We start from the raw sequence: 17926 nt of genomic DNA on the forward strand, positions 1-17926 counted from the left end.
GGTCCTTCCGCCGTCGGACTCGACGGCGGAAGGACCGACGGCGCAGTTGGATCAGTCGGGGGCGTGGCCACCCGCCACCTCCCCACGCTCGGGGCCGCACTCGCACTCCCCCTCGGGGGCGCCCTGCCCGATCCAGCAGGCGCAGACCGCGAACAGCGGGCCGACAGCGACGGCTTCACCCGGCAGGAACCTGCACCGGTCGCACTTCGGGGTGGCCGGCTTCTCCGGGGCGTTCACGGGCGTGAAGTCGTACTCGGTCTCGTCGTAGTCGAAGTAACCGTTCACAGGGGAAGTCCTTCCGCGTACGTCGTGGGCCGGCCGGCGAGGCGGGCGCTGCCGCTGGGCGTGTACCCGAGCAGGTCGGGCGCGTCCTCCTCGATCGCGGCCACGGTGATTCGGATGACGAGGTCGAGCAGGTCGGGCGCGTCGGCGAGGATTCCGCGGCCCGCGTCCAGCCGTGCCGCGCGCTCTTCCGCGCTCTCGCCTTCCACGCCGAGCCAGAGCTCGGGTGGCGTACCGAGGGACAGCTCTACGTCATCGATGACGAACTGGTGGTTGCCGAACCAGTGCTTCATGGGTGCTCTCCTGATCTGATTGGGCTGGCAGGGAGCCCCGGGGCGACGGCGTTGTCCTTTGCACGGGAGTACCGGCGCTCCGGCAGATCTGTGTTGAGCAAGCCGCGCGTCGGCGAGGGCCGGGGCAGCGGCGACCATTCGTGGTGGACGAGTGGCCATGGCCGCCAGCGCCTCCGCGAGGAGGCGCCAGGGCCAAAACCACTGGTACGTGCACGGTCTGCTTGCCAGGCGCCGTGCCATTCAGTTCTCAAGGAACGGACGCTTCCTTCGACCCCGTTTCACGGAGGTCTCCGGGCGCGAGTACTGCGGGTTCGCATGGCGCTGCCGGACCAGGCAGGCATAGGCGAGCGGCACAAGAAGTCTCGAAGACCTCTTGTCCTCTACTCCTCTTAAGGAGTGCTCATGAACATAGGGCCCACTCCTGATGTCGTCAACTCCTCTTGAGGACTTATGCTGAAACCGTCCAACGATCAGGGACGGTGAGCACCACATGGCCAAGAAGTACGAGCGGATCGCTGACGAGCTGCGTCAGCACATCCGTGCAGGCCAGCTGAAGCCGGGAGAGCGCTTGCCGGCAGAGACCACACTCGCGAAGCAGTACAAGACCAGCGTGCCGACGATGCGCGACGCGCTGGGCGAGCTACTGGCCGAGGGGCTGATCGACAAGCGGCACGGAGTCGGCAACTTCGTCCGTAAGCCTCCGCAGCGCGTGGAGCGCACCAACGAGCGTCACCAGTGGGAGAAGGACCGGGCGCGTCTCACGCAGGCTGAGCGCGAGAAGACCGGCTCCACCGAGCACGACACCGGCCTCACTGTCTCCGATCTCGTCTTCAAAGCCCAGTACCGGGAAATCAAGGCCGACGAGGACCTGGCCGCAGCGTTCTCCGTCCCCGTAGGCACCCGACTGCTCGAACGCGTCTACCGCACCTACCCGCGCGACGAAGACGCGGCCTTCAGCCTCGTGTGCTCGCACCTCGTCTACGACGTGGTGGCGGCCAACCCTGACCTTCTCGACGAGGCCAACGAGCCGTGGCCGGGTGGCACGCAGAGCCAGCTGCACACCATCGGCATCGAGCTCGACCACATCGTCGAGCGGATAACGGCCCGGCCTCCGACATCAGAGGAGGCCGAGGAGCTCGGCCTCCAGAAGGGCGTCTCCGTGATCGTGCTCCGCAAGATCTCCATTGACACCGAGGGGCGGGTGGTGGACGTCTCCGACGTGATCATGCCCGGCGACCGCACCGAGCTGGTGTTCACGACCCGTCTGGACCGGTGGTGACAATGACGAACCTCATCACCGTGATCACGGCCGTCCATCCGCCGGCCGCCAAGTTCCTGGCCGACGCGCACAAGTCGCTCACCGAGCAGCAGCTGCCCGACGGCTGGGACTGGCAGTGGGTGATCCAGGAGGACGGCGAGACAGACGCCGTGACCCCTCACCTGCCCGACGACCCGCGGATCTCCTTCGGCCAGGGCCGGCAGGGGCGCGCCGCGGTCGCACGCACCCTGGGCCTGTCACGCGCCGAAGGTGAGTTCGTCAAGGTGCTCGACGCTGACGACATGCTGGCCTCCGGCGCCCTGGCACGCGACCTCCAGGCCCTCACCGCCGACACCTCGCTCGGCTGGGCCACCTCCCGCGTACTGGACCTCATGCCCGACGGCTCCACCGTCGGCTTCGACCAGGACCCACCCGAGGGCCCGATCGAACGCGGCGCCGTCCTCCAGCACTGGAAGGCCCACAACTACCGCGCCCAGGTCCACCCGGCGACCCTCTTCATGCGCCGCGACCTGCTCCTGGCGCTGGGCGGCTGGATGGCCCTGCCGGCGAGCGAGGACACCGGTCTACTGATGGCCCTGAGCGCGGTCAGTCGCGGCCACTTCTCCGCGGAGACGGGGCTGCTGTACCGCAAGTGGCCTGGTCAGGCGACTAACCAGGCGGCTCATGTTCATGAAGGCGAGCGCAAAGCGCGGTTCGCGGTTGTGGAGGCGCGGGCTCGGGTTTTGGCGGCTATGGGTGGATGGCGGCACACCGCTGAGTGATCGAGAGCTGAATCGGTGCAACTCTCCATGCGAGAGCTGCTGAGCGGGAGCGGTAGCTTGTCCAGCGCCTCATTGCGCGACCTCAAGCAGCCTGTTGAGGGCGAGCGACGTGCTGATGCCATTCGATTCGGAGGCGCACCTACGTGCAGAGCAGCTGATTTGAAAACGTTCAGCAGAAGCCAAGACTGATTAGTGGCCGGGGCCCTCACCGAGACATCTCGGTGAGGGCCCCGGCCACTTGATGCTGCGCTTCAGTCAAAATGATTAAGACAGACCCCAGAGCTGATCATAACCAGCTCCCTTGGTCCACTGAATCGCTCCAGCGCCGTTGGCCTTGCTGCTGCCGACGCCAACAGACTTGCCGCTGTGGGCATTGATGATCTCAGACCCGGAGAGCGCCCACTTCTGGTCTTCGTACCCCTTGCAGTCCCACTGGATAACCTTTGCGCCATTGCCGTACGCGGACCCCGCTACTGCCATGCACTTTCCCGACCAGTCATTCTTGATGGTGTAGTACCCACCCGAGGTCGGGGTGATGGTCCAGCGAAGATCGCGAGAGCCGTCGCAGGTCCACTGAATGAGCTGGGCGCCGCTCCCCTTTTCACTGCCCGTGCCCAGGCACTTGTAGCTCCAGACATTCTCCAGGCGAGTATGCGTGTATGAAGCGGCGCTGGCGGGCGTAGTGGAGATGGCCAGCGTTGCGGTGATGGCGGCACCGATGGAAGCAATTTTTACCGTGTTACGCATACCCACCCCTTTGGGACTTAAGTGAAGCTTACATCGAAAACCTAGCACATGCTTGCGATGCCCTGCAGGTGGTTTCGAAGGTAGATGTCCCATGTCGCCAGGTCGGCTATGCCCGAAACTCCCAGAAAGGGAAGTTCGCTCTATTTGCCTGTTTGGTATCGTTAGGTGGCTAACCGGGTTGCGAGGTGCCGAACATCCCTGTACGGCTACGGCTATGAGGCCGGTTAGGGTGGTTTGTGGATCCGGGTTGGCTAGGCAGGGTGTTCTCTTTGAAGGTTGGTTCGATGGCACGCAAATCGCGCCTATTTCTGGGGCTGGGGCTTATCGGTCTCCTGGCCATATCGGTATGCATTTATCGATGGATGGAGCCGGGATACCAGGTTACGGCGGCCCCAGACTCGAAGAATTCACTCTGTGATGCCGTTACAGCTGAGGCGCCGCAGCAATTGCTCGGGAAATCCCGCTACGAGGTTAATGCATCAGGAGTAGTGGCATGGGGGGACCCGACGATCGTTATGCGGTGTGGCGTTAAGCCATTGAAGCCCACGACTGATACGTGCATGAATGTGAATGGGATTGACTGGGTCCTTGATGAGGCAAGGGCGAAGGATGGAGGGGAGCGGGTGGTGACAACGTACGGCCGGAACCCTGCCATTGAAGTTACTTTTCTGAGCGATTCGCAATCCGCAGGTGACGCTCTGGTGTCACTAGACAAGGCCGCACGAGCTATTCCGCAGACCTCGAAGTGCATTTGATGCCCTACGAGTTCTGGTAGCCGCTGATGTCTTGAGCGCTACGATGCACCAAAAGTGCCCTACAAGACCTGCCGACTTGATCGCCTTATGGGCGCCCTTTCGACAGTGCGATCGCGAGTCGAAATGACTGGGTGGCTGCTCTTACAGAGGCCAACCCACTCTATTTATAACTCGTCGCTGATGAGGCCGTTGCTTGTTGAGCCGCCGCCCGAGTTGCCTCTTCCTGTAATTGGCAGTCGGGCGGAAGGTCATATTTTTCTAGGCTAGCGCCAGCCCAGCGCGCTCCTAAAATCAGAAACCTGGTCCCGCGGCTACGGAGTGTCTCGCCAGTCGACACCGTTTGTTGCTCGGCTCTAGGCAGAGGAGGCTGAGCTGGCTCTCACCGCTCAGAAGGCCTCCGATGCTCCATGCGAACAGCAGCAGTTACGGCAGAGTCTCGGCGTCGATCCGGCTGAAGACTAGTTCGCTCTCCTCGGTGATCAGCTGCTCCCACCGCACTGGTATTTGGGATTCCAGCCGTAGGGCAGCCGGGTAACGCCCCGCAGCGTAGTCGTTCGCAAGGCGATAAACATTGAATCTGTGCGCTCGCAGAGCCCTCAGCAGTTCCTCGGCCGAATCCCCCAGTTCGAGCATCCGCTGGGGAGTCACCTCGATCGCCAACTCCAAGTCGGGCCGTAGCTGGTCGAGCAAAGGGGCCAGCCCCCGGACAACAGCGCCTTCAGCCCCCTCCACATCAATCTTGATCACCCGCGCTCGCGCGAGCTCATCAGCGCTGAGTACGTCCCCCAGCGGCTGAGCAGCCACTTTGAAGGTGGACTCGGCCTCGCCGGCATACGGCACGATGCTGTTCGCTCCCATGTTGTGGGAGCTGGCGAGGACGAAGGTGAGCATCTCGTCCCGATCGGAGATCGCGGTGTTCACCGCCCGCACGTTGCGGCACTTGTTGATCGCGGCCTGCTTGAGCAGTACCCGGTGGAAGTCAGGGGAGGCCTCCAGAGCAACCACAGCGCCCTCTGCCCCGACTAACCGCGAGGCGAGCAGGCTGTAGTAGCCGATGTTCGCCCCGACATCCACGAAGACGTCGCCAGGCCGAAGCCGACGCTCCAGCCAACGCGTCAGATGCGGCTCCCATACCCCGAAGAGGTAGATGTACCGCTGGATCAGGTCCTGGGTGTCGGTGACGAACGTCGCGCCGAAGCGGGTACGAGCCCGGCGGATGCGGGGGTGGTCACGCAGCTCGGAGTTGAGAAAGCTGTCCACAATGTCGGCCTTGCCGAGCGTGCCGGGGGCGTAGCGCACGTACCAGCGGGAGAGGTCGAGCTTGAACTGCGTGAGGAGAGAAGTCACCTGAGTCCCCGAAGAGGTCGAGCCGGCGGCCGTGCGGATCACCCTACGCACGGCGTTCGATCGGCACCTCGTAAACGATCTCGCAGTACGCGTCCGGTACGACGATGTCCGCCGTCTCGACCGGCCGGCCGTCCTCCGAGATGTACGTACGCCGGATATGAGTCACCAGTGCGCTCTTCTGAATGCCGAGAAGATTCGCCTCCGCGGCGGTGGCCCGCCGGGGTTCCGGCTGCTCGATGGCATGAGTGATCACGACACCGATAGCGGCCATTCGCTCGATGACACCTCGGCCGGCGTACGGACCGCCCTCGGGCAGCACCACGATCGTTCCCTCAGTGATGCTGTACGGCTCCCAGCTGGTCGACAACTGCACCGGCTTCCCGTCGGCGAGGAACTCGTACGCCGTGCGGACGCACAAATCTCCCTCGGCGATACCGAGGCGCGTTGCGATCTCGCGCGGGGCCGGAACCTTCGCCTCGGTGCTGTGCTCCCACGTACCGCGCTTCCCGAGCCCGGCCATGTCAGCGCGGAACGGCGACCCGTCGCGCTGCTCCCGCGACCAGGACCGGACCATGCGCAGCCGCTGCCGAGGCTCCGCCACGTAGGTTCCGGACCCAGCTCGTCCTTCCAAGAGGCCCTGAGCGATGAGGAGTTCCTGCGCGCGGCGGATGACGTTGTCTCCCACCCCGTACTCGCCGGCGAGCTGCGCGCGCGAAGGGAGCCGATCACCGGGGGACCAGTCGCCGTTGGCGATGCTCTGCCGGAGCCGGTCAGCGACGGCGAGGTACGGAGGCTGCTCAGGCATGTGGCAAATCTAGTCCACTAGCTCTAGTCTAGTTAACCAGCTTCACAGTGAGTGATCCATCTGCAACGGAGGACCCGCCGTGCCTGCACCCGCATCCCGAGCGCAGGAAATCGCGGCACGGCTCACCGCGGCTGGTTACGAGCCGCACGTTCATCGTCGCCTCACCCGGATCCACGTCGTGACCAAGGTGCCCGACGAGCCGTCGCCAACACGCTGGCAGGCCCTCCTTGCCGCATTAGATCGCGCTGACCGATTCGGCCTTCGTGGAAACGAGCAGGGGCTCACCGCGTGGGCCCTCATCTGGACGATGCCGGGTCGGACAGCTCCCAGCAGACGCGACGAGGACATGGACCCGTGAACACCGACAAGAGGAGATCCCCTGCGTCCGAGCCCAAGGAGGCGATGACCCCGCATGGCTAATCGGTATGAGCAGATCGCCGCGGACCTGCGTAAGCAGATCGAGGACGGGGCCCTACCCGCCGCCGCGCGATTGCCTTCCGAGAGCGCCCTTGCGCTCCAGCACCGTGTCGGCTTGCCGACCGTGCGGCACGCGCTGAATGTTCTGCAGGTGGAGGGGCTGATCGAGAAGCGCCACGGTAAGGGTAATTTCGTCCGAGCGGTGGACCAAAAAATCGAGTACGCGAACGACCGGGTCGGTCGAGCTGCTCAACCCTCCAGCCCCACCGGTTCTTTGCTGGAGCGCGCTCTCGACGACTTACCAGAGGTCACCGTCAGCTGCTGCGAGATCCGTGCCAACGATGAGCTGGCGTCGCGGATGAACGTGCGGGTCGAGACGCGGCTGCTTGAGTTCGTCTACCGCGGTCGGCGCCCGAAGGACGAAGCTCCGTACAGCATCGTGCGCTCCTACCTGCTGTACGCGATGGTGGCCTCGGCACCAACGCCACTGACGAGCACCGCTTCCCCGTGGGGCAACGAGTACGTGGACTGGCTGACCGAGGCCGGCATCGCCTTGGGCCACGTCGTCGAACGGCTGACAGCGAGGCCCCCGAGCGTGAGAGAGGCTGCAGAGCTTGGCATCTCTCCCGGTGTGGCGGTGATCGAGATTCAGCGCACGTCTTACGACACGCACGGCACGGTGGTGGAGACGGCTGACCTGGTGATGTCCGGGGACCGCGTGGCGGCGGTGTACTCCACGCCGTGCGTACGTACGCGCCAGTCCTGCTGAAGTATCACTGTGCATGGCGGCTGTACCGGGACCAGCCCACCGGTGCGGCCGCCTCGACGGTCAGCTCCGCTCGCTTCTGAGCTGAATCAACGGGCGTCCGTCGGACTGAATCCGCAGGCGCCGAAGTTGATCCGGAGTAGCAGCCGCCGACCAGGCGCTTGTTGCGTTGCCGCCAGAGCGAACCGGCACCTAACCCTCGGCCGTCACCGCGTCTTGTCGAAGTCCAGGTCGAGCATTCGGATCGCATTCCCACGTAGGATCTTGTAAGCCACGTCCGGAGGCAGGCCGGCCACGTGGTCCGCGGCCACCTTTTTGGTGTGCGGCCAGGTGGAGTCGACGTGTGGGTAGTCGGTCTCGAAGGTGGCGTTGTCGACGCCGACCGTTTCGATCGAGGCGACGCCGTGCCTGTCGCGGAAGAAACAGCAAAAGATCTGCCGGTAGTAGTACGTGGAGGGCGGCTCGGGGATCAGGTCGCGTACGCCGCCCCAGGCGCGGTGCTCTTCCCACACGTCGTCGGCGCGCTCCAAGGCGTACGGGACCCAGCCCATCTGCCCTTCCGCGTAGGCCAGCTTCAGCCGAGGAAACTTGACCAGGACGCCACTGAAGAGGAAATCCATCATCGACGCCATGGCGTTGTTGAAGGACAGTGACGCTTGCACGGCTGGGGGAGCATCGGGCGAGGCGGCCGGCATCTGCGACGACGAACCGATGTGCATGCACACCACCGTCCCCGTCGCCTCGCACTCGGCGAAGAATGGATCCCAGTATCCCGAGTGGATACTCGGCAGCCCCAGGTAGGTGGGGATCTCGCTGAACGTCACGGCCCGCACCCCTCGGGCAGCGTTTCGCCGAATCTCCTGCACTGCCAGTTCGACGTCCCACAACGGGATCAGGCAAAGGGGAATCAGCCGACCGCCGCTGTCCCCGCACCACTCTTCAACCATCCAGTCGTTGTACGCGCGGACGCACGCCAGGCCGACTTCCTTGTCCTGGGACTCGGCGAACGTCTGCCCGCAGAACCGGGGGAAGGTGGGGAAGCACAGCGACGCCTCGACGTGGTTGAGGTCCATGTCCGCGAGGCGCGCCTTCGGGTCCCAACAGCCACGCCGCATCTGATCCCTGGTGATGCCGTCGAGCGTCATCTCGTCCCTTGAGAAGCCGACGGCCGCGATGATCCGCTTGTACGGGAAGAGATCTCCCTCGTACCGCCACCAGTCGGTCAGCTGGCCGGCCGGATCCGTCGTGAACTTGTACTTGCCGCCGACGTACGCCAGCTCGCCGATTCCGGCGGTGAACGGCTGCGGCCCGAGCTCGCGGTACTTCGCGGGCAGCCAGGCATCGAAGAGGTGCGCCGGTTCGATCACGTGGTCGTCCACGCTGATCACGCGGGGGATTTCGATGGTGTCGGTGGTGCCGTTCGTCTGGCCAGTCATGAGGCCCCTCTCAGCGGTTGCCGCAACGGCGACGTACCTGACGCCCCGTCAGCTCGAGGGTATATACGGCCTGCACAAGCAACAAGCCATTGCCGATGCCGCCTTCTCGGCGGCAGAACGCCACCGAGCGCCACCGGGTCGGAGGCCAGGAGCCCCGAGGCGGGCCTGGCTAGCCGGAGAGCGAAAAGGCGAAGGGGCTGGCAGAACTGCCGCCGACCACTATGCTAGTTAACTAGCTTCACGTTGTGTGATTGACCCGCGCTGCAGCTGCCATCTGACACCGCCAAGCACCGCGTACGACCTAGCGGCGATCAGACTCGCGGATCACTCAAGTCCCAAGCTTCCTGACACCTGAACGACAGAGACCCCCGCGGCCGCGGCGAACGGCCCGGGGGCGTGGCCAACCTGAGAGTGCAGGTCAACATGCCGCACCGTACCGCTCGCTTCATCAAGTCGCTCCTTCAGCGGCCGTTCCCTAGCCAAGGGCGCCATCGCGCAGGCGCTACCCGATTCCTCCCGGCCGCGGAACCCGTACTGACCAGCCGCCGGCCCACCCGCCATGCCCTGCCGCTACGAGGCGAAGACGTTGCCCTCATCCGCCCGTACCTGATCGCGTACGAACAGCAGGAAATGGCACGACTACAGCGGCAACGTCGCCGAGCTCTGTGGTTGGCCGTCCACGGCGTCGACGTCGGCCCGTACCGGATTCACGGTGTGCAGGTGGCGCCATGAGCACCGCACCGGGGCTGCGGCTGCTTCCCTGGTCCGGCCCGGACGGGCAGCAGTGCTACGTAGCGACGAACGGATCCCCCGGCTTCGTCTCGCGCCTGGCGGACAGCATGGAGGAGGTACAGCTCAACATCGGTGAAGAGATCCTCGGCCACGCCGACCGGTTGCTGGACGACCCCAAGGCGTCACCGGGCGAGCTCCGCTTCCTGGCCCGCCGGCTGCGCGAAGCCCTGGCCGATGCGCTACGAGTCGCAGACAGCCGCGGTGAACGCATCCCCGAGCGCGACGATGACGACGACTCCGACGACGACCTTGAGATCTCCCCGCGGTCGGCAGGGGAGCCGACATGAGGTCGACCTACCGCTTCACCGAGTGGACGCTGAGCGCCGCTCCGGACACAGAGATCCGCTACTACGCGAAGTGCCTGAAGTGCTTCGCCCAGTCCACCGATACCAACACGTCCGATGAGGCACAGCTCTGGTGCCTGAAGCACGCAGGCCTGTCCACGTGCACCAGGTACGAGCTGATCGCCTTCCAGTACTTCAACGCTCGGCCAGCCGACAGCCCCGCCGACCGACCCGCCTAAGACCGACCGGGGGCCGCCGAGCTAGTACGGGCCTGGCCGCCCCTGGTCTCCAAACCTCTCGGCGTGCCAGCTCGACGGCCCACACCGCCGAGCGTCGTCACCGAGGCACCACCGGCCGAGAGGCGGTGTCGGCTGAGTCCGGCACCGGCAGCCCGGTTCCCAGCTGTAGCTCCACTGGGAACCGGGCTGCACATCGTTGCGTCCCACGCGCGTACCGATTGCCTGTCTATTCCCGGCGCAGGCTGACACCACCGCCCCCACGAGGCCCTCCGCACTCATAAACTCCTCAACACGACGACACAAGTTCCGTGTCTGGGGGCTGGCTTGGGGACCACTGAGCAGTTCGTGACGATCGCTGCTGTGCTCCTGGGCGCGATGAGCTCGTACGTGGCGAACTTCCTCATGGAGCGGAGCCGCAACAGGTACCAGCTCAAGACCCGGTGGGACGACAAGAAGCTCAGCGCCTACGAGACCTACATCGACCGCATGCGGGCCTGCATCTTCCTGGCCGCCCAGCTCTACGAACAACGCGAGGGCATGCGCGAGGCGGAGAAGCCGGAGCAGGAGCTGCTCGCGGACGTAGCGGAGGCAGGACGCCTCCGAGGCAGAGCCTTCGAACGAGTCATGCTGCTCGGCGGCGACGACGTCGTGGAGGCAGCCCACGACCTCAACGCGGTGGCCCTCGAAGTCGACTGGCAAGCCGCCGGCAAGGTGACGGGCACCTTGCAGCAGTGGCGAGACCGAAACCGAGCCGTCTTCCGCGCCATCAACGACTTTCACGAAGCGGCTCGGGAGGATCTGGGGGTTCAGGGCAGCGTCAGTGGGAGCAAGCACCCAGAGCGTGACCTGCTTCTGCCCCCTCCTCGACCGGAGCGCGACAGCCCTGGCGCATGAACCCGCCTCGTCGACGTGAGTTACTACTTCGTCCACGAGCCCAAGGTGGCTCGCCAAAGCGGCCCGGCGGGACCGCGCCACCGCTCCTGTCTCCGCTACACTCCGGCACACCCCGCCGCCCCATGCGACAGCAACGAGCAGCTCAGCCAAGGCCAAAGGGTGACATCGTAGTAGCTGGGGTGGTCGGACGCCGAAAGCCTACTTGAACGGCCGCACTTGCCTACTGTAAGTGGATGTCACGCGCGGCGCATAGCGCCGTAGCACTTGAAAACTATTGCGCAATTCGCTGGTAACGAAATCGGGCTGCACCCGTCTTCGGGTCCGGCTCCAACTGCATGGGGCGATAAATCCTTTTGTAACCGGACAGGCCGCCCGCTGGTGGCGCTGTAACCTCGAAACGCCGCTCACCCCTCGCGACGGGATCGTAATCCTCGACGGGCAACGCTTTGAGCTCGCCGACGCCGTTCAGGTAATTCACTTCGAAGAGAAATGAAGCGTAGTACTTTTTCGAAGTATAGTTTACGAACACGTCAAAGCTGTCGCCCGGATCAACAGGAATCGAATGACCTTTGAAATATTCTGCCTTGTCGACGATCAGCCGAGGCTGAGGCGAGTCCAGGTCCAAGTCCGCAATAAGCCCCTCTTCACCTCCAGCCCCGCAGCAAGGTTCGTACACAACCTCATCGATGGGCTCCTCGCGGCGAAGCTGTATCGGCTTTATATTAATCACTCGAATGCGACGTTCCCCCACGTTGGTCACCGACAGCTTAACTGCATTTCCACCCGTACGGACCAGATGCTGCTTTCGAGCAAAGGAACGGTATTCTGCTGAACCCCACCCTGAACCCAGGACGGCGAAGTGCTTACGCTCTTCGGCCGCGTTCGGCATATATTTCGAGGCGACTGACCCCCCTTCCGCTTGCATGCCCACGGCGACCTTTACGTCACCACCTTCGGCAACCGTCCGCGGACTTTCGGGTAATGCGCCGCCGACGGGATCGCGATGGGTTTCGCTTCTATATAACAGATAGGAGGCGAGCATCCCCATCAACGCCAGCGACATCGTCGCTGCGACGAGGGCAATAACGTGACGCCCAGTTAACCCAATGACTTGTTTTCCGTGGCCGAGTTGGTGAACGTTTCCATTCTCTGACGCGTGCCCATCCTGTTGCGCCCGTGTCGCATCTTGGCGCATAGTCGCCCACCTCCCCCGAGCGCCTCACAGAAGCGATCACCCATTGAATTGATTTCCTCCCGCTTGGTAGATGTGGGCCCTCCCTGAGGCTCGCGCGGACTGCGTGATCGTCACGGTTCCGGAACCGACGTCGATGGCTTTATTATCCTCAAGCAAAGTCTTGAGGTCGTCGGCAGCGGCTGGACAATCTCGCAAAAATCGTCGGAGCCATCCAGCCCACTCCGACGAGACTTCCTGTAGAGCTTCACCATCGCCAGCATTCTGGGCATTTTCCAGTTCGCTGCGCGAGGCTTCGAGCCTGTTGGCCAAAGATTCTTCCTGCTCAGGGCGGAAGCGACGAACGAGTGCGAGCACGCGTTCCTTGGTCTGCCCCCATGCATCGGTGAGCATCAGCCCAACGACAGTATTCGCGGCGGAAGCTGCCAGCCCTCCCAGGTCTGTGCTCATCAAACCCTCTCCGTAGCTCGTGGATCAGCATGATGATAGTCCGCCTGATGGCCCATATCAGTGCTCAGAATGAACGATATCCAGCCAGCCATAGACTCTGACTCCGCATCTGGCATCAGCGACTGCGAACGGTACCCCTCGCACGGTCGAGAACGTCGCGCATGGTGGATGGACCCGTTGGCTATCACCTCCCGGTTGCCACCCAATGGAGGCATACGCGTGATTGCAGCTGCCCCACCGTCCGCCCCGCTGCCTCCTGGTTCCTGGGCTAAGACCAGTGGGCGGTGCGTACGCCCGCAAGGTCGTTCAACGCTCCCGCCAACGTGGCGGGCTGTCTGTTGTGACTGAGCGTTGTAGTTGGCCACTGAGCGTTCCAGCTGGCGGAGCTGCGCAACGCTGGCCAAGCCGGAGACTCGACCGGTAACGCGCGAGTCCGGGATATGGAGGTGCTAGCTCCTGGCCTGCGCAGGCAGGATCTCTGCATGTCGACAGATGTCAGCGGAATGATCGAGTGCCGGCCGGGTGCCCGTCTGTGGGGCCCTGACGACGAGGACTCCGTATGGGAGGTCGGCATCGATCTCTTTCTCCTCAACAGGGGCAACGCCTACGACGGCCTGGCCTGCCTTTTCGGAATCCGGAACTACTTCGGCTTCCGCCCCCTCGCGGAAGAACGTGGCTTTCCGGATGACGCTTCGGAGGGGCTGCGAGGTGAGTTCACCGGCTACGGCGGCCCCCACGATGTGCACGGGACCACCTGGCTGACCTGGGCCGAGCTGGAGACCACGAACTGGGAGGAGACCGACGCCTCAGGCACACGAACCCGCGCCTCAGCTGCGGGGATCGATACCGACTGGGGCCGAGTCTGGAAGGTCATGCGCATCCTCAGCGAAATCCACGGAGCGGAGAATGTGCGCCTCGTCGTCTGGTTCCACTGACTCGCGGCTGAGTAACCTAGTTGGCCAGTTGAGCGTGTGGGCGGACAGGGTAGCCCCGCCCGGGGCTGACGATCTGGTTTCCGGTGTTCTCGCCGTTGGTTCACCCCGGTCGCGGTGTGCTGGTGGCGTGAGTTCCTTGGTCGACGCCGTACGCGAGGTCGGGCCGGTGTGGTCGCATACCTGCTCCCTTGATGAGTTGTTCCTTCCGTACGTCGTGCCGGATGAGGCTGTGGGTCGGCTCGGCAGTGATCCGGACTAGGTGAGCAGCGATTCGCCCCCTGTCCACCAGGAGCTCGGAACGACCCCGGGCGGCACTACCTCACACGCGGAAGCAGCACGGGCTACACAGCCCTCAAGCGCACGCTCGACACCCACGCCAAGCACCTGTCCGCAGTGATCGACGCTGGGTACTCAACTGGCCAGATTGCACACTCACTGGACAACTAGCGCGCTCAGTCACATCTGTGGCTGAGGCCGCGACGGGGCGGTTGCGGTACAGCAGCGCGATCCAACAACCCCGGCATCCAACGTCACCTCGTACCGCCCCTCAAAGCGCCGCTCGCGTCCCCCAAGACCGCCACCGACCGATCCGCCAAGAGTCACGGATCAGGAGGTCACGCCACCTACAAGGCGGCTTGGCCGCGGCCGGACCGTCTCAGTTTCCGTCTCATTCGGCTCCGTTCACCGCCGTTCAGGCGAGTCCCGGCCCCGCTCTCACGACGACGGCCATCCGGCCGTGGACCCAGTTGAACGCCCCCGTACAGGCGTCACCACCCCACCACCAGACTTGGAAAGCGTGTTGGGGGCAACCCCTCACGAGTTCGAATCTCGTATCCTCCGCCAGTGCCTCACCGGGCACTACGTCGAAGGCCCCTACCGTTCGCGGTGGGGGCCTTCGTCGCGTTCCGGTTGAGGCGGGCCGCACGTGCGGGCCGTGAGATGCGCCATCCTGGAGGCCGTGCGGGGTCCGTCGAGGTCCGGCGCCGACCGGGAGACCAGAGGCCCTTGCGCTCCTGGCCGCACTCGGCCTGCGGCTCCGGTTCTGGCCCCGCAGGGCCGTGGCGGGCTGGGCTTCCGGAGCACGGCTACGCCCGTGTAGGGGGATGGACATGAAGGACGAGGCCGTGGCGGCGCGCTTTGATGGGCGTCCGGCTGTCGAGGTCGTTTTGACCGGGTATGGGGCGATGCGTGCTGACCGGGTCACCTGGATCGGCGCGGAATTGGGTTATGTCCTCAGTGCCGAGGAGCCGTACGGGCGAGGGCAGAGCCGGTTGATCTTCACGCGTGATGACAGTCCGGCAGCCCGGCAGCGCGCCCGGGCGGCACTGGAGCGCGTGCGGGCGGGCGGCACTTGGCGCGCCGTCGCTCAGGCTTGGCCGACGAATGGTCCCCTCGTCCCGTCGGTTTCCGGCCCGTCACTGATTCATCCGGAGCGTGCTGCCCGTGCGCAGCGACAGGTCACGGCGTATGAGGGGTGGCGCCCGGCTGGGCTGATCAGTCTGTGCTGCGTTGTCGCCGCGGGGTTCTTCGCGCTGGCGTGGGCCATTCGTGAGTCGGTTCCGATCGCGGCGGGCTCCTGCGCCGTCGGATTTCTGTGCCTGGTCGGGGCCGCTCTCGGACCGCGGTACGCGAGAAACCGGCAGCAGGCGAACCTGCGCCTGCTTGAGTGTTTCCGCCGTCAGCAGGCAGCCCGGTTTCCTGTCCCGCCGCCGGGTCCTCCGCCCCCTGACGCCCCTGCCGGGCCTCCGGGTGGGAGGCCGGGCCGGTCGCGGTAATGAGTGTCGGGGAGCCGCCCGGACTCCTGGAGTGTGGTTCAGAACTGCTGCTGTTTCGCGTCCGGCGGGAGGAAGCAGGAGGTGCTGACGGAGAGGCGGAGGGTGTTGGGGGGCTTCACCGTGTCGGCGATGATCAGGAACTTCTCGGTGCGCTGCTTGCCGTAGAGGGTCACCTTGTGGGCCTCCGCCTCCTCCGTGTAGTCGGTGACGTCCACGCCGTGGTCCTTCAGGGCCGTACGCAGCTTCCGGACGGCCGCGATGTGCTGTTCGCGGGGCAGGTGGGCGTACACGGTGTACGTGAGGCTGAACCGGCCGTCGTCGGCCACCTCGTCGTTCTTGCCGACGCACGCCTCGAAGTCGGTGAACGGGCCGAGGTCGTCGGCGATCTTCACATCGGCGTAGTGCGCCATGGTCGAGGTGTAGCTCTTGGCCCATGCGAGGGCATCGGCCCGGCTCTTGCGCGGGAGGGGGGCGTTGATGTGGTCGGACGGCTTGCCGGCGGGGTCGGACGGCTGGGACACGCAGGCTCCGGTGAACAGGAGGGACAGGAGGGACAGGACGAGCGGGACGGAGGTGAACGGTCTCCGGCGGCGGCGTACGGACGCCCGGGGCTCGCTGCCGCCGCCGGGCGGCGCGCCGGACGGGTCGCCGCTCGCGAGGGCCGCCGCGGAGAACGGGCCGCGGCTCACGGGTGCGGTCCCAGCGGGACGTCCGGGCGGTCCGGATCGCCGACCGGTTCCTTGGGCGCCGGGGCCGGTGACGAGCCGGCGATGACCTTCCCTTGGTTGGCGAGGCTCTGGCTGGGGCCGTCCTTGGTCTCGTCCCAGTAGCCGCTGTGCCCCTCGGTGTCGACCTTGAACCGGTTTCCGCCGAACATCTCCGTGGTGGCGGGGTCCGCGCCGAGGGTCGCGCCCGCGGCCCACTTGATGCCGTCGTCCTCCGCGCGGCCGACGTGGACGTGGCCGGGGTCGATGTTGAGCTCGTCCGCCTTCCGTACGGTCATGCCGGGGCTGCCGACCACGACGATGTCGTCGGCGCCCAGCCCCCCGTCGTGCGCGGCGGCGGCGCCGACCACGGTGGAGCCGTAGCTGTGGCCGAGCACGGTGAGGTGGGGCGGGTCGCCCTGGTGGGAGGCGCGCAGTCCGTGGGTGAAGTTCCGCAGGTCCGGTGCGGCGTCCTCGGCCCGCCCGGTGCCGGCGACGGAGAGGTTCGCGGCCTGGGATACGGGGATCTCCGGGGCGTCGTAGCCGAGCCAGTAGACCATCGACGTGCTCGCCGTCGGGTCCTCGCGCATGGCGGCCCGCTGGAGCTTGTCCATGCGGTCGAGCTGTCCGCCGGTGGACTCCATGGTGGTGTCGGTGCCGGGCACGTGCACGCCGACGTTGTCCGCCGTGTCGGGGTTCCCCTGGGCGATCACGGCCCGGCCGTCGCCCTTGGAGTCGAAGTCGAGCAGGAAGAGCTCCTTGCGGCCGGTCTCCCCGTCCCGCTTGTCCATTTCGCGTTGCAGCGTCTGGAGGTTGTTGAGCCGCTTGTTGTAGTCGTCGGTGGAGTACTTGTCGTGGTACTCGTAGTTCTCCATCGCGCTCAGCTCCTGCTCCAGGGCGAGCCGGTTGGCGTCGTCCCGGACGTCGGAGGGCAGACCGTCGGCCTTGCCGATCACCTCCGGGTGGAGGGCGGCCAGGGAGGCGCGCTGCTCGGGCGAGAGGTCCTGCCACCACTTGGCGGCTTCCTTCGGGTCCTCCGGAGCGACGGGGGCGGCCAGCTTGTCCATCGTCTTGCCCAGTTGGGCGACGTCGTCCCGGGCCTCGCCCGCGGAGTCGTCGATGTTGCCCTGGAGGATGTCGCCGTCGAGGACGCCGAGGTTCCTGGCCGCCTCGTCGTCGGCCTCCTTGGCGGAGTCGAGGGCGATGTCGATGTCCCGCTGGTAGGTGTCCATCAGCATGGACAGGGAGGCGCGGTCGGCCTGGGCCTGGACGTCGTCGCCGGCCGTGGCCTCCTTCTGGCTCGCCGACGCCTCCAGCTTGCCGTCGTCCCGTACGACGAAGCCCTCGGCCTCGGCGCCCTTCACGCTCTCGCGCAGGCTCCGCTGGGCCTCCTGGAGCTTGGCGTGCGCGACGGTGATGACCTCGGCGATCGCCATCGCCTCGGTACGGACGATGCCGAACCGCTTCTCCAGGTCTTCGAGGAAGAAGAGCGCCGCGGCGGCGTCATCGCCCTCCCACTGGGCGTGCAGCGGTCCGGTCACCTTGGAGCGGTGCTGGTCGTTGAGCGTGTCCATGGTGGTGGACAGCTTCCGCCACGCCGCGCCCGATTCCTCGAAGTCGGAGAGGTCTTGTTTCAAGAGGCGTGCATAGATGGAGCTCATGTGCGCTTTCCCCCGTCGGAACGGTTTCCCGTGTCGGTGTCATGAGCGATCCGCGCGGCCGTGCCCGGGCCCGGCCGCGGAGGCCGGGCCCGGGACGCGGTGCCCGGCGGGC

At 65.5% G+C, this 17926-nt stretch carries 18 protein-coding genes; 8 read left to right on the plus strand and 10 right to left on the minus strand.

The features are described from left to right. Positions 1-51 precede the first annotated feature (51 nt). The gene (locus ACH4FX_RS05900) at positions 52-285 is read right to left on the minus strand and encodes a hypothetical protein (RefSeq protein WP_398475569.1); all 234 of its coding nucleotides are present in this window, start codon (positions 283-285) and stop codon (positions 52-54) included. After that, positions 282-575 carry a hypothetical protein gene (locus ACH4FX_RS05905; protein WP_398475571.1) on the minus strand — a complete coding sequence of 98 codons (294 nt, stop codon included), beginning with the start codon at positions 573-575 and terminating at the stop codon, positions 282-284. Before ACH4FX_RS05905 ends, ACH4FX_RS05900 begins: the two co-directional genes overlap by 4 nt. A gap of 490 nt (positions 576-1065) precedes the next feature. Here ACH4FX_RS05905 and ACH4FX_RS05910 point away from each other — a divergent pair, with 490 nt between their 5' ends. Further along, the gene (locus ACH4FX_RS05910) at positions 1066-1854 is read left to right on the plus strand and encodes a GntR family transcriptional regulator (protein ID WP_398475573.1); all 789 of its coding nucleotides are present in this window, start codon (positions 1066-1068) and stop codon (positions 1852-1854) included. A 2-nt stretch (positions 1855-1856) separates the two neighbouring features. Continuing rightward, a complete protein-coding gene (locus ACH4FX_RS05915; protein ID WP_398475575.1) occupies positions 1857-2615 on the plus strand; it encodes a glycosyltransferase family 2 protein in 759 nt (252 codons plus the stop codon). Between the two features lie 264 nt (positions 2616-2879). Here ACH4FX_RS05915 and ACH4FX_RS05920 read toward each other — a convergent pair whose 3' ends face one another. After that, positions 2880-3362 carry an RICIN domain-containing protein gene (locus ACH4FX_RS05920; RefSeq protein WP_398475577.1) on the minus strand — a complete coding sequence of 161 codons (483 nt, stop codon included), beginning with the start codon at positions 3360-3362 and terminating at the stop codon, positions 2880-2882. A gap of 362 nt (positions 3363-3724) precedes the next feature. Here ACH4FX_RS05920 and ACH4FX_RS05925 point away from each other — a divergent pair, with 362 nt between their 5' ends. Further along, positions 3725-4117, plus strand: coding sequence for a DUF3515 family protein (locus ACH4FX_RS05925; RefSeq protein ID WP_398476385.1), 393 nt, complete (start codon positions 3725-3727; stop codon positions 4115-4117). A 423-nt stretch (positions 4118-4540) separates the two neighbouring features. On the opposite strand, the gene ACH4FX_RS05930 is transcribed toward ACH4FX_RS05925, so the two are convergent. After that, entirely contained in the window at positions 4541-5416 is an 876-nt protein-coding gene (locus tag ACH4FX_RS05930) for an FkbM family methyltransferase (protein WP_398476386.1), read from the minus strand. Between the two features lie 91 nt (positions 5417-5507). Further along, entirely contained in the window at positions 5508-6269 is a 762-nt protein-coding gene (locus ACH4FX_RS05935; RefSeq protein WP_398475579.1) for a GntR family transcriptional regulator, read from the minus strand. A 412-nt stretch (positions 6270-6681) separates the two neighbouring features. On the opposite strand from ACH4FX_RS05935, the gene ACH4FX_RS05940 reads away from it, so the two are divergent. Continuing rightward, positions 6682-7455 carry a GntR family transcriptional regulator gene (locus tag ACH4FX_RS05940; protein ID WP_398475581.1) on the plus strand — a complete coding sequence of 258 codons (774 nt, stop codon included), beginning with the start codon at positions 6682-6684 and terminating at the stop codon, positions 7453-7455. A gap of 203 nt (positions 7456-7658) precedes the next feature. On the opposite strand, the gene ACH4FX_RS05945 is transcribed toward ACH4FX_RS05940, so the two are convergent. Beyond that, on the minus strand, positions 7659-8888 hold the full coding sequence (locus ACH4FX_RS05945; protein WP_398475583.1) for an amidohydrolase family protein: 1230 nt from the start codon (positions 8886-8888) through the stop codon (positions 7659-7661). A gap of 728 nt (positions 8889-9616) precedes the next feature. On the opposite strand from ACH4FX_RS05945, the gene ACH4FX_RS05950 reads away from it, so the two are divergent. The 3 genes from ACH4FX_RS05950 to ACH4FX_RS05960 all read left to right on the plus strand — a co-directional run bounded on the left by ACH4FX_RS05950 (position 9617) and on the right by ACH4FX_RS05960 (position 11097). Further along, on the plus strand, positions 9617-9967 hold the full coding sequence (locus ACH4FX_RS05950; protein WP_398475585.1) for a hypothetical protein: 351 nt from the start codon (positions 9617-9619) through the stop codon (positions 9965-9967). After that, on the plus strand, positions 9964-10203 hold the full coding sequence (locus ACH4FX_RS05955) for a hypothetical protein (RefSeq protein ID WP_398475587.1): 240 nt from the start codon (positions 9964-9966) through the stop codon (positions 10201-10203). Before ACH4FX_RS05950 ends, ACH4FX_RS05955 begins: the two co-directional genes overlap by 4 nt. Before the next feature lie 345 nt (positions 10204-10548). After that, positions 10549-11097 (plus strand): hypothetical protein, encoded by a 549-nt coding sequence (locus ACH4FX_RS05960; RefSeq protein WP_398475589.1) that lies wholly within the window; start codon positions 10549-10551, stop codon positions 11095-11097. Between the two features lie 271 nt (positions 11098-11368). On the opposite strand, the gene ACH4FX_RS05965 is transcribed toward ACH4FX_RS05960, so the two are convergent. Together ACH4FX_RS05965 and ACH4FX_RS05970 are read right to left on the minus strand one after the other, a co-directional pair. Then, positions 11369-12292 (minus strand): hypothetical protein, encoded by a 924-nt coding sequence (locus ACH4FX_RS05965; protein WP_398475591.1) that lies wholly within the window; start codon positions 12290-12292, stop codon positions 11369-11371. Positions 12293-12328: 36 nt separating this feature from the next. Continuing rightward, on the minus strand, positions 12329-12739 hold the full coding sequence (locus tag ACH4FX_RS05970) for a hypothetical protein (protein WP_398475593.1): 411 nt from the start codon (positions 12737-12739) through the stop codon (positions 12329-12331). A gap of 482 nt (positions 12740-13221) precedes the next feature. Between ACH4FX_RS05970 and ACH4FX_RS05975 the strand changes: the two genes are divergently transcribed. Next, a complete protein-coding gene (locus tag ACH4FX_RS05975) occupies positions 13222-13674 on the plus strand; it encodes a hypothetical protein (protein ID WP_398475594.1) in 453 nt (150 codons plus the stop codon). Positions 13675-15487: 1813 nt separating this feature from the next. Here ACH4FX_RS05975 and ACH4FX_RS05980 read toward each other — a convergent pair. Beyond that, positions 15488-16138, minus strand: a complete 651-nt coding sequence (locus ACH4FX_RS05980; RefSeq protein WP_398475596.1) for a hypothetical protein — start codon at positions 16136-16138, stop codon at positions 15488-15490. After that, positions 16135-17814 (minus strand): alpha/beta hydrolase, encoded by a 1680-nt coding sequence (locus ACH4FX_RS05985; RefSeq protein WP_398475598.1) that lies wholly within the window; start codon positions 17812-17814, stop codon positions 16135-16137. Before ACH4FX_RS05985 ends, ACH4FX_RS05980 begins: the two co-directional genes overlap by 4 nt. Positions 17815-17926: the final 112 nt, after the last annotated feature.

The organism is Streptomyces sp. NPDC018019, from assembly GCF_044327805.1.
Lineage (GTDB): Bacteria > Actinomycetota > Actinomycetes > Streptomycetales > Streptomycetaceae > Streptomyces.